Annotated in this window: 11 protein-coding genes; all 11 read right to left on the bottom strand. The window is 44.0% G+C overall.

The window, feature by feature from the left end; translation table 11 throughout:
• Window positions 1-48 precede the first annotated feature (48 nt).
• A complete protein-coding gene (gene bcbE / locus JMN17_RS05565) occupies window positions 49-1,260 on the bottom strand; it encodes a bacillibactin exporter BcbE (protein WP_087991668.1) in 1,212 nt (403 codons plus the stop codon).
• Between the two features lie 138 nt (window positions 1,261-1,398).
• Window positions 1,399-2,124 (bottom strand): GntR family transcriptional regulator, encoded by a 726-nt coding sequence (locus JMN17_RS05570; RefSeq protein WP_087991649.1) that lies wholly within the window; start codon window positions 2,122-2,124, stop codon window positions 1,399-1,401.
• Between the two features lie 141 nt (window positions 2,125-2,265).
• Window positions 2,266-4,635 (bottom strand): DNA translocase SpoIIIE, encoded by a 2,370-nt coding sequence (gene spoIIIE / locus JMN17_RS05575; RefSeq protein ID WP_141113400.1) that lies wholly within the window; start codon window positions 4,633-4,635, stop codon window positions 2,266-2,268.
• A 130-nt stretch (window positions 4,636-4,765) separates the two neighbouring features.
• Window positions 4,766-4,978 carry a TepA modulator TepJ gene (tepJ, locus tag JMN17_RS05580; protein ID WP_087991647.1) on the bottom strand — a complete coding sequence of 71 codons (213 nt, stop codon included), beginning with the start codon at window positions 4,976-4,978 and terminating at the stop codon, window positions 4,766-4,768.
• On the bottom strand, window positions 4,975-5,712 hold the full coding sequence (gene tepA / locus JMN17_RS05585; protein ID WP_087991646.1) for a translocation-enhancing protein TepA: 738 nt from the start codon (window positions 5,710-5,712) through the stop codon (window positions 4,975-4,977). Before tepA ends, tepJ begins: the two co-directional genes overlap by 4 nt.
• A 115-nt stretch (window positions 5,713-5,827) precedes the next feature.
• Window positions 5,828-7,495, bottom strand: a complete 1,668-nt coding sequence (gene rnjB, locus JMN17_RS05590; protein WP_087991645.1) for a ribonuclease J2 — start codon at window positions 7,493-7,495, stop codon at window positions 5,828-5,830.
• A 179-nt stretch (window positions 7,496-7,674) separates the two neighbouring features.
• A complete protein-coding gene (gene dapA / locus JMN17_RS05595; RefSeq protein ID WP_087991644.1) occupies window positions 7,675-8,547 on the bottom strand; it encodes a 4-hydroxy-tetrahydrodipicolinate synthase in 873 nt (290 codons plus the stop codon).
• Window positions 8,548-8,577: 30 nt separating this feature from the next.
• Window positions 8,578-9,792, bottom strand: coding sequence for an aspartate kinase (dapG, locus tag JMN17_RS05600; protein ID WP_202327671.1), 1,215 nt, complete (start codon window positions 9,790-9,792; stop codon window positions 8,578-8,580).
• A 91-nt stretch (window positions 9,793-9,883) separates the two neighbouring features.
• Window positions 9,884-10,924 (bottom strand): aspartate-semialdehyde dehydrogenase, encoded by a 1,041-nt coding sequence (gene asd, locus JMN17_RS05605; RefSeq protein ID WP_087991642.1) that lies wholly within the window; start codon window positions 10,922-10,924, stop codon window positions 9,884-9,886.
• 125 nt (window positions 10,925-11,049) lie between these two features.
• On the bottom strand, window positions 11,050-11,652 hold the full coding sequence (gene dpaB, locus JMN17_RS05610) for a dipicolinate synthase subunit B (protein WP_087991641.1): 603 nt from the start codon (window positions 11,650-11,652) through the stop codon (window positions 11,050-11,052).
• 2 nt (window positions 11,653-11,654) lie between these two features.
• Window positions 11,655-12,548 carry a dipicolinic acid synthetase subunit A gene (gene dpaA / locus JMN17_RS05615; protein WP_087991640.1) on the bottom strand — a complete coding sequence of 298 codons (894 nt, stop codon included), beginning with the start codon at window positions 12,546-12,548 and terminating at the stop codon, window positions 11,655-11,657.
• Window positions 12,549-12,621: the final 73 nt, after the last annotated feature.

Below are 12,621 nucleotides of genomic sequence, written 5' to 3' on the forward strand. Positions count from 1 at the left end.
GAAGAGTGTCAATATTCGCTATTTTCACAGCGAAAAAAAGACGGTTGGCTAGACCGTCCCCAAGTTTTTTTCTTCCTCCTCACTTTTTTTAGTATCCACAGTGAAGATGACTAAGAATAAAGCAACGATGCTGCAAAACGCCGATAAAATGAAAATCAGCCAGTCTGCATTAGACATTAATGCCGCAAACACAGGGGGGCCGAGAGCTACTCCTATAAAGCGCATGCTATTGTAAAAGGAGGAAATGGTTCCGCATTCCTCGCTTTCAATTCCTTCGGTTATCAGTGCATCTAAAGCAGGAAGAGCCATTCCAATTCCAATCCCGCCAAAACTTAAAAAGACAAATAAAAAATAAAAACTGTGATTCCACCACAAAGCTATATACGACAGGCTTAACATAATCATTCCTGTAACAACACAAAACTTCATTCGGCCTTTATCTTTGCCAATCTTTTTGCCAGCTATATAGGAACTGGTTGACAAAAATAAAAGTGGGATTGCCAGTAATCCGCCTTTAGCCACTCCGTCAATGGCATACTTCTTCTCCAGCGTATCTGATAAATAAAATAGTACGCCGAATAACAGAAACATAATGACACACCCGATAATAAAGACCGTATAAAGCCAACGTCCGTCCTGCTTAAAGATTTTCCGCACATTCTTAATAAACTCAGAAACCGCAGGCGCATCCTCATCTTCTTCAGGTTGGGCCACCAGAAACAACACGAGCAAAAAGCTGATCAAACAGAAAAACGGAATAAACCAAAATGGTACAAACCAGTACCATGTAGCCAGTAAGGCGCCAAGTATGGGACTCAGTACCTTCCCTGATGTATTGGCGGTTTCAATATCGCCAAGACCGGCGCTGACCTTTTCATCGTCTCCTTCAAACAAATCGCCGATAAACGGCATGACGATAGGAGCTGCACCTGCTGAACCGATGCCTTGAAGAACCCTCCCCGCCAAAATCATAGCGTAGGGATTTTTCATATAGGTTGAAGCAAAAGCAGCCACCGCCCCTCCCAATCCTGCAATGAGGAGACATGGAAGCAATATTTTTTTCCTCCCGAATCGATCTGACAGATACCCCGCAATCGGTATGCAAATAATTGCCACCACCGAATATACAGTAATGATTAAAGACACTTGAAATGAAGTCACCGACAGCTTTTTTTCCATCATCGGCAGAACGGGAATCAGCATGGAATTTCCAAGTGTCATCACAAGCGGTACGGAAGACAATGCAATAATATGTTTCATTCCATCTTTCTTTCTCAACATTTTCACCCATTCACTTTCTTGTCATCCCTTATATCTTGCGTTAACGGGCGTGAAAGTATGTACAAAGAAACATGAATCAGTGCAAATAAAAAAACAGACACATCACAGGCGTCCGTTTTAGAATCGTTTACGCAAAACATGAAATCTGAATTTATCCGCTCTAAAGTAATTTAAAGAGTAAAGCACCGGTTTATCGTGCTGATCGTAATGGGTTTGTTTTAACAGCAAAAGAGCTGTTTCCGGATCGCATTCAAGCACCGGAGAAATGGTATCATGATAGCCGATCGGCTCAATATCAGTCACGGCATAGCTGATCACGGAGCCTGAATTTTTCTCAAGTAAATCAAACATAGATTCTTGCTGGTGAGAAAAAGAATTCGGCAAAATATCCATCGGAATTTTGTCTATACAATACACAATCGGCTGTCCGTTAGCTGTCCTGACTCGTTCGAGGTAAAAAAGTTCCTGCCCCTCTTCCAAGTGAAATCTCATCATATCATCCTCAGACGGCATAAGCACTTGTGATGATAGAAAAATCGTGCCAGGCGTCATATTTGCCTGTTCAATCATCTTGGTTACACTGTTCAGCTGTTCAATGCCCGAAAGAAATAACGGCTTAGAATGGACAAAAGTGCCTACACCATGCCTTCTGATAATCACATGCTCTTCTTCAAGGATCCGCAAGGCTTCTCTTAGCGTCGCTCTGCTGACACCAAGCTTTTTGGAAAGCTCAAATTCAGAAGGCAGCTTTTCCTTCTCAGTGTAGATTCCATTTTTAATATCCTCTTTAATTCGTTCAATTACTTTTAAATACAAGTGCCGATTATCAGCTTTTGTAGACATGTTTTCCCTCCGTAAACACTTTCGATAAAAATTATTGAACAATTGGGACAACTATATCATGTTTTGTCGAAAAAATAAATAGAAAGGTTGCAGTTTACATAATGTTATTATCGATAACTAAAGAAAGCTGAACTCCCTTCATTAAGAAGAGAGCTCATCATATTTCTCTTTGGATAATAAAACTTCTCTCGGTTTGCTGCCTTCATATGGCCCGACAACGCCTCGTTCCTCCATTGCGTCAATGAGGCGCGCCGCCCTCGTATAACCGATTCTGAATCTTCTTTGCAGCATTGAAACAGATGCCGTCTGCATGCCGACGATTAATTCAACAGCTTCATCATAAAGTTCATCGGTCACCTCGGAATGCGTTTCCGTAGTCTCCTCAGGAATCATTTCTTCCTGATATTGCGCTTTCTGCTGCGTAATCACATGGTCGACGACCTTCTCCACTTCGTCATCCGACAAAAATGCTCCCTGCACGCGGACAGGTTTGTTAGCCCCGACAGGCAAAAACAACATATCGCCGCGGCCGAGCAGCTTCTCAGCGCCACCCATGTCAAGAATCGTCCTTGAATCCGTCTGTGAAGAAACGCTGAAAGCGATTCTTGACGGAATATTCGCTTTGATCACCCCTGTGATAACGTCAACCGACGGCCTCTGTGTCGCAATGATGAGATGGATGCCGGCAGCCCGCGCCATTTGGGACAATCTCGTAATCGAATCTTCCACATCAGATGAAGCGACCATCATGAGATCGGCAAGCTCGTCCACAATGACAACGATATAGGGCAGCTCCGGCTGTTTCGCTTCTTCTTCATTGTTAGAGCGTTTAATATAATCATTGTATCCTTCAATATTTCTTGTACCCGTATGAGAAAATAATTCGTACCGCCTCTCCATTTCATTGACAACCTTTTTCAAAGCCTGTGACGCTTTTTTCGGATCGGTTACAACTGGAGCAAGCAAATGCGGAATGCCGTTGTAGACATTCAGCTCTACCATTTTAGGATCGATCATCATCATTTTCACTTCATGCGGTTTCGCGCGCATCAAGATACTCGTAATAATGCCGTTGACACAAACGCTCTTCCCGCTTCCGGTTGCGCCTGCGACTAAAAGGTGAGGCATCTTGTTTAACTCAGCCAGCACAGCTTCACCTGAAATATTGCGGCCAAGTCCAATTAGCAGCTTCGCATCCGGTCTGTCGTTTAATTTAGACTCCAGCACTTCCTTCAGCGATACCATCGCCACTTCTGCATTCGGAACCTCAATTCCAATTGCTGATTTCCCTGGTATTGGTGCCTCTATCCTGATATCCTTCGCAGCAAGTGCTAGCGCTAAATCATCGCTTAAATTGACAATTTTGCTAACCTTCACTCCGACATCAGGATACACTTCATATTTTGTTACGGCCGGGCCGAGATGAACCTGTGTGACTTTCGCCTTTACGCCAAAGCTTTGGAAGGTGTGTTCGAGCTTTCTCGCATTTTCATAAATATTCTTTTTATCTGCCTGCTGGCCGGTATGCTTCGGGTCGGCCAGTAAATCCAGTGACGGCATCTCGTAATCCTTGTTTTCAAGCTCCGTAAAGGTCATAGGGGGAGCAGAAACAGTTTCCTGATCACCTGTCTCAGTCTGGATCTCCTGAAGCGGCTCTGATACAGGTTCAGCTCGCTTTTCTATGGCTGGAGACTCTTCATTTTCATTCCGATCTGAAAAGCTTGAGATAATCGGCTCTGAATGAATGAGGGGCGATGCCGTTTCCGTTTCCAGGTCCCCCTCTTCATCAGAAGGCTCTTGTTCCAATTGCTGTTTTTTGCGGGCCGGCTTTTGCTTTTTACTAGGCGCTTTCGTTTTTTTTGATGACTTCATATTTGTTTTGACGGATTTCATATCATCAATAAATGCAAACCATTGTTCTTTTATAAAGCGGCCAATCGGACTCATCCACTTTTTGAGCGTTTCTTGAAGAGAGCGCCCTGTGACTAAAATCATTCCGATCAAAATCATGACAATCGCCATAATCTGAGAACCGGTTGACGCAAATAAAAAGTGTGAAGCCGCAAACAGCAAAGCTCCGATTATCCCTCCGCCTAAATCAGGTGATGCGGAGCTTCCATTCATGTCCATCAAAAACAATTCCCATGTGTTGCGCACCACGCTTGCGGACTCAATCGACCCATTATGCGTCAAATTTTTAAACAGCTGCACGTGAGAAAGCAGCAATATGCTTGCGATAATACAGTACAGTCCGGCCTTTCGCCTCGTTAATAGGCTCGGCGTTTTCTTCTTCCAAAACAGCGAGACTCCTAACACCAATAAACCTAACAAGCATAAAATAAACCACTCTCCAGCAAAAAAGCGGAACAAATAGATAAAGGTTTGCCCGACTACCCCCAGCTGCAGAATCGCGATAATTGAAATGGCTATACACAGCAATCCGTTAAGTTCGTATTTTATATTGAGCTGTTTCGCCTGTTTTTTTCTTGATTTTCGTTTTTTCTTTGCCACACTCATCACCTTACTGCGTTAAAAAATGTAAGTTCATACATAATGAAGAAAGCAGCCGTTTACAGGCTGCGTTTTTTCTGTAGGATTCCCCTATTATAGCATATTTTGCACTTGAAAAAGGGTTGGAATCTTATACGTTTAATTTCAGCTTTTGTCCCGGAGAAATGTCCGGGTGCAGAAAATGCATTGGATTTGTGCTCATGATTTGAATGACTTCCGCTTCATTGCCTTTCATCTCGACAAGAAGCGGTACACCTTTATACTCAATCTGCTCATGAACGCTTGTCTCTTGGTTCTGTTCTGCAAACACAATTTCCTGCGGCATCACGGTATACAGAATCATTGAATCATCCGTCCTTCTTCTTCCCTTGCTTCCTCAATGAGCTCATTCAGTTTATTGATCGCCTGTCCGACACCGCCTGCGTGATCGATCAGTCCGTATTCAACTGCATCCTTACCCACTACATTTGTTCCGATGTCGCGTGTTAAATTTCCTTTTGAAAACATCAGTTCTTTAAACTTCTCTTCGGTTACATTGGAATGGCTAGTTACAAATTTAACAACTCTTTCTTGCATTTTATCCAGGTATTCAAACGTTTGCGGCACGCCGATTACCAATCCGGTCAGCCGAACCGGATGAATGGTCATTGTTGCTGTTTCAGCGATATAACTGTAATCACAGGATACCGCAATCGGAACGCCGATAGAATGCCCTCCGCCAAGCACAATGGAAACGGTCGGTTTTGATAAAGATGCGAGCATTTCCGCTATTGCGAGACCCGCTTCAACATCTCCTCCGACCGTATTTAATATAATCAGCAGACCTTCAATTTTGGGATTCTGTTCAATTGCGACAATCTGCGGGATAACATGCTCATATTTTGTTGTTTTGTTTTGCGGAGGAAGCTGAACATGGCCTTCTATTTGGCCGATAATGGTCAGACAATGAATATTTGTATCCTGGGGCAGCTGCGGGAGCGCCGTTTCACCAAGCTGCTGTATTTTATTCATAATGCTGTCTTTCGCATCATTTTTTTCAGGACGCTCTTCTTCTGTGTTTTCCATACGATGATCCATCTCGCTTTCACCCTTTCCGAGTTTCTCTTTGTATTATGAACAAAGTTACTCAATTCAATCCCCGGCTTAAAAGGCAAAAAATAAAGACCGGAGCAGCTCCGGCCTTAGTCAGTCATCACACTTCCATAATAATTGGAATGATCATCGGTTTACGTTTCGTTTTTTCATATAGGAATTGGTTCAAAGCATCCCGCATAGCCTGCTTCAGCGTTGACCATTCAACATTTGATGTTTCAGTCGCTTCTGTCACGATGGAACGGACAAGCTCAGTAGCCTCTACGATAAGGCCTTCAGACTCTCTTACATAAACAAAACCGCGAGTGATAATTTCTGGTCCTGATACAAGATGTTTCTTTTGTTTATCAAGTGTAATGACAACGATTAAAATTCCGTCCTGTGAAAGTAAGCGGCGGTCTCGCAGCACGATATTGCCGATATCGCCGACGCCTAAACCATCAATTAAAATATTGCCATACGGAACTTTATCCCCAATTTTTACGTTCTGGCCGCGAAATTCAACGACGTCTCCTTTTTCAATTAAGAAGATGTCACTGCGCTTCATGCCGATTTCTTCAGCGATTTTCGAATGAGCTTTTTGCATTCTGTATTCGCCGTTTACAGGAATTAAATATTTTGGTTTAAGCAGATTGATCATCAGCTTTAACTCTTCCTGTGAACCGTGGCCAGATACATGGACACGCTTTTGGGCAAAGGTGACTTGCGCGCCGGCTCTCGCGAGAATATCTACTGTTTTAGAATAAATGAGTTCCTGTCCAGGGATTGGGGTGGACGCAATGACAACTGTATCCCCTTCTTCAATGTTCAGCTGTTTGTGAGCTTTGTTTGCCATTCTTGTCAGGGCAGCTAACGGTTCACCTTGGCTGCCGGCTGTAATAATGGCCACTTCGCGTTTTGGATACTTCTTGACATCCTGCACAGAAATAAACAGTTCATCATCAGCTTCGATATATCCGAGCTTTCTTGCCAGCTGCAGGACAGATTGTAGATTTTTTCCGGCAACGGCAATCTTTCTTCCATTTTGAGAAGCTGCATGAATGACTTGCTGAATCCGGTTAATATTGGATGCGAAAACAGCAATAATTACCCGGTTCTCTGAATTATACAGCGCGTCCGAAATTTCTCCGCTGACAGCTGCTTCCGAAGGCGTATAACCCGGACGTTCCGCATTTGTACTGTCTGAAAGCAGGGCAAGCACGCCGCTATTGCCGATCTTGGCGATCTCGCCAATGTCGCACATTTGATTAAGTGCAGGTGTTTGGTCAAATTTGAAGTCTCCCGTGCATACTATAGATCCAAGTGATGTTTTAAAACTCACACCTACAGAATCAGGGATGCTGTGAATCGTTCTAAAGAACGATACTTTTGTTGATTCAAATGTAATGACAGATTTGGAGTGAATTTCTCTTAGATCAGTTTTTCGGTTATGTCCGTATTGTTTTAATTTTTCTCTTAATAGTGCAAGCGTCAGCTTTGTTCCGTACACTGGAACGGACAGCTTGTTTAACAAGTAAAAAACGCCGCCGATATTTTCATCATGCCCGTGTGTTAAAAAGATTGCCTTGACGCGGTCAGCCCGTTCAATCAAATATGATATGTCAGGAATCACTACATCAATACCGAGCATTTCGTTTTCTGGATGCATAAGGCCGGCATCAACGACAAATATGTCTGAGTCAATTTCGATGACATAAAGATTCTTCCCAATTTCTCCGACACCGCCAAGGGCGATAATTCTAACGTTTTCTGTATTTTTCTTTTTCAAAATCTATATCCTCCTAGTCTCATACCCGTCCATCATCACTTGTTCCTATTATAACTGAAAGTAAATTTAGAAAACAAGATAAAGCAGAAGGTTTAAGGAAAACCAATATGTATAAGAAACGGTCAAACTCAGCTGAATGTGAGAATGACCGCGTTTGTTTCACTGTATGAAATTTTTTCTTACAGTTCGCCGATCGTGCTGCTTAAGCTCAGCCGCTCATCTTCGCTAAGCGGGATAAGAGGAAGTCGCACCGATCCGACATCAAGGCCTTTCAGCTGAAGCGCTGTTTTGACAGGAGCCGGGTTAGGCGCTTTAAACAGTTCCTTCATAATCGGCAGCAGTTTCTGATGAATCAGTGCCGCATTAGCTGTTTGCCCATTCGTATAATTTTTGATCATTTGCTGCATATCAGAGCCTGCAATATGGCTCGCCACTGACACAACTCCTCTTCCTCCGACTGAGAGAATAGGAAGGGTCAGGGCGTCATCCCCTGAATAGACAGAGAAGTCTTCGGGCGTTTCCGCAACAATTTTCGTAATCGCTTCGAGGTCTCCGCTCGCTTCTTTAATCGCAACTACATTCGGGATGTCTGCCGCCAAACGAATCGTCGTTTCAGGAGCGAGAGAAGCTACTGTGCGGCCCGGCACATTATACAGCATGACCGGAAGAGACGTTTCTGCCGCAATTGCTTTAAAATGCTGGTACATTCCTTCTTGAGAAGGTTTATTGTAATACGGCGTAACGAGCATGACCGCGTCTACGCCCGCTTCCTCAGCTTTTTTTGTCAGCTTTATGGAATCTTTCGTGTTGTTGCTGCCAGTACCCGCGATAACCGGCACCCGACCGTTCACTTCTTTTACCGTATATTCAAACAGCGCAATTTTTTCTTCAGTTGAAAGGGTTGGCGACTCTCCAGTTGTTCCCGCCACTACTAAAGAATCCGTTCCGTTTTTCAACAAGTAATCAATCAGTGTAGACAGTTTTTGAAAGTCTACGTTCCCTTTATTGTCAAAGGGTGTAATCATCGCTGTAGACACATTTCCGAAATTCATTTTATTCACCTCATCATGATTCAATCACATTTACTTGGAAAGTTCAAACACTTCATGCAAAGCGTTTACAGCAGGAACCAAATCCGCTTCATGGACAAGCACCCATATCGTCGTATGGCTGTCAGCCGACTGAAGGATCGGAATTTCTTTATCGGAAAGAGCCGAAACAATTTTGGACGTGACGCCGGGAACACCCATAATGCCCGCTCCGACCGCCGATACCTTCGCGCAATTTCTCGTTACCATCGGATCATAGCCCATATCCATTAAAATACGCTGAGCTGTTTCTGTTTTATTACCGGCCACCGTATATACGATTTCACTAGGTGTAATGTTGAAGAAATCAACACTGATTCCCGCATTCGCCATCGCCTTAAACACTTCAGTCTGTACGTTATACTGACCGATTTTCGCAGGCACTTTAAACTGCGTGACATCTTTGACATGGGCAATTCCCGTAATCAGCCTTTCGAAAACATCGCTTCCGACTTTGGAAGAGTGATGCGATGTCACCAATGTGCCTTTATCTTTCGAATAAGTCGAACGGACGCGGATGGGAACCTTTGCCTGCATCGCAATCTCTACAGCCCGCGGATGAATGACCTTCGCCCCTTGATACGCCAGGTTGCAAATTTCAGTATACGTCACGACAGGAAGCGGTTTCGCATTTTCCACCACTCTCGGGTCAGCAGTCATCACACCTTCTACATCGGTGAAAATATCGATGTATTCCGCGTCAATCGCTGCGCCAAGTGCGGCTGCGGACGTATCGCTGCCCCCTCTGCCGATCGTTGTTGTATCACCCTTTTCAGTGGCACCCTGGAACCCTGCGACGACTACAGCGTCATGATTTGCGAGAACACTGAATAAACGCTCCGGTCTCATTTCAAGGATTTTCGCATTGGTATGCTGATCATTCGTTAAAAAGCCAGCCTGAGCCCCTGTCAGGGCAGCTGCTTTTACATCGTTATCAAGCAGCATGCTTGTAAAGACGACAGAAGAAATGGTCTCTCCGCAAGATAAAAGCAAATCCTGCTCTCTCGGGGAAATCGCTGACTGATCGCCGTAAAGCAGCCCCAGCAAAGAATCCGTTGCGTACGGGTCTCCTTTCCGGCCCATCGCTGAAACGACAACGACAACCTTATATCCCTCACTGATTGCTTCTTTCATATGCTCTAAAGCCAGTTTACGGCCTTTATCATCTTTTACAGATGTTCCGCCGAACTTTTGAACAATTATCTTCACTGTTTTCACTCCAAATTATTCGGACGTAACAGAAGAGAGCAGGCTGATAGCACCTTACTCTCTTCTATTCGTCTTTAGGAAATTCTCTCTTTTATACGAGGTTTAGTTTTTTCAGGCTTTCTGCAATCTGAACAGAGTTCCATGCCGCGCCTTTTAACAGGTTATCAGAAACAACCCATAAATGAAAACCGTTTGCTCTGTCCAAATCTTTGCGGATGCGGCCAACAAACACATCGTTTTTACCGACGGCATCAGCAGGCATCGGATAAAGCTGCTGGTTTGGGTCATCCTGAAGTGTCACGCCCGGAGCTTCTTTTAATAGTTTTTTAATATCCTCAACTGTAGCGTCATCACGGTCAACCTCAATGTAGACGGACTCTGAGTGCCCAGTTTGAATTGGCAGTCTCACACATGTAGCCGCTACTTGAAGGTCCGGCATGTGCATGATTTTTTTCGTTTCATTTATCATTTTCATTTCCTCAAACGTATAGCCGTTATCTTGGAATTTATCAATTTGCGGAATCGCGTTGAAGGCGATTTGATAGTGTTTTTTGTCGCCTTTTACAGGCATGATCGCGGGCTCAATTTCTTCTTGATTTAAAATCGCCTGTGTTTGGCTGTAAAGCTCTTTTACAGCTTCATTTCCCGCTCCTGAAACCGCCTGGTAAGTTGATACGATGACTTTGTTTAAGCCGTATGCTTTGCGGATCGGTTCAAGAGCCGCAACCATTTGGATTGTAGAGCAGTTCGGATTGGCAATAATGCCGTTGTGTTCATGCAAGTCTGCCTCATTCACTTCAGGCACAACAAGCGGTGTATTTTCGTCCATGCGGAACGCACTCGTATTATCTATAGCAATAGCGCCGCGTTTTACAGCTTCTGGTGCCAATGCCTGTGATACGCTTCCGCCGGCGCTGAACAAAGCAATATTTACCCCTTCAAAGCTCTCGGGAGAAGCTTCCTGAACAGTCAGCTCTTGGCCTTTAAACGTGACTTTTGTCCCCGCAGAGCGTTTGGAAGATAGCAATGTAAGTGTGTCCATTTCAAAGTTTCTGTCTTCAAGTGTTTTCAGCATTTGTTGTCCTACAGCCCCTGTCGCTCCGACAACTGCTACGTGTAAACCTCTTCCCATCTGTAAAACTCCTTCCGCCAATCAGCATCATTGAATTAATTTGACTATGATTTTACGTTTTATTTTACCATAGAATATGCGGGTGATGACCGAATTTTTTAGTTTGGGAAAGATTTTCTGTAAATTTAGTCATTTCCCTGATAATTCTCAACCAGAACCGGCTGAAGCTGCTGATGCATAACCGCCTTTTCAATGGTTTGCGGAAGCAGATCCATTTTGGCTACCATTGAATTCGGTTTTTTAAATGGATCGTCTTGCCCGAATGGAATAAAAAAGATATTTTTTGTTGACATGAGCCTCATTAAATTTGTTCCGTTTAAACCGAGAGCATCATTTGTCGAGATACCAAGAACGACTGGCCTATTGTTTCGGATTGTCGCTTTTGCCGCCATCAGCACCGGACTGTCTGTCATAGCATTTGCAAGCTTGCTCATTGAGTTGCCGGTTAAGGGCGCAATGACCATGCAGTCAAGGGGCAGCTTCGGCCCAAGGGGCTCTGCCTTCACAATCGAATCAATGGCCTCATATCCGGTCAGGTCTTCAATTTTTTTAACCCATTCCGCTCCTTCTCCAAATCGGGTATTTGTGGATTTTACGTTAAAAGTGACAACCGGACGGACTTCTGCCCCTCCGTTGACCAGGGCCTCAATTTGCGGGAAAACCGCTTCATATGTGCAGTGCGATCCAGTCAGCCCAAACCCGATTCTTTTTCCTTTTAATGACGACATGCTTACTTCCCCTCCTCAGCTTGTATTTCAGCCAATAGCTTGCTCAAGACGTTTGCGAGGATTTGCCCAGCTGTTTTAGGAGCGACAATTCCTGGTAGACCAGGGGCAAGAAGTGCTTTAATCCCCTGTTTTTCGGCATATTTGAAATCCGTTCCCCCGGGACGTGAGGCCAGATCCAATATTAAGGTTTTTGGTGTCATGCTAGAAAGTACCTTTTGATTTAAAATCATACTCGGTATTGTATTAATACAAATATCTATATCTTTTACATACTCTTTCAGCTCATCGGTATGAAAAGGAACGAGTCCCATTTCAGTAATACGTGCCAGATGCGCTGAACTTCTTGCCCCCACTTTTACATTCGCTCCAAGCGCGGCAAATGTGCGGGCAATCGTCATCCCGGTGCGCCCCAGACCGAGAACGGCCACCTGAGATCCGTGTATCGTATAATCCGTGTGCTGAATAGCCAGCATAATGGTTCCTTCTACTGTCGGAATAGAATTGTATATCGCAATGTCATCCCGTTCAAACAGCTTAACAAGTTTTCTGTTTGCTTGAGCTGCAATGTTTTCTAAATAGGCGTTAGAAATTCCTGAGAAAATGACACAGTGTGCAGGTGTTTTGTCGAGATGCTCCTGTTTTAACACAACCTCTTCATTCGAAAATACAGTCGATACGACACCTTCTCCTGTTGTTGCAGACACTGGGAGAATAACACTGTCTATTTGCTGAAAAGGAATTTCATCAATGTTGCATTTTACTGCTCCGGTAAAACCGTGATCCAATTGGTCAAAACCGACAAGATAGATGTCAGCCTGCTGTTCAGTGAGCTTTCTTATTATTTCGAGCTGTCTTGCGTCACCGCCGATAACTGCAATTTTCAATCCGGTTAACATTTTAAACGTTCACCTTCTTTGTATATACTGGATCTCTAGTTGTTAAGCTCCCCTTCATCTTATGATCAAAAGG

The sequence above is a fragment of the Bacillus sp. RHFS10 genome (genome assembly GCF_016757475.1).
Classification (GTDB): domain Bacteria; phylum Bacillota; class Bacilli; order Bacillales; family Bacillaceae; genus Bacillus; species Bacillus subtilis_G.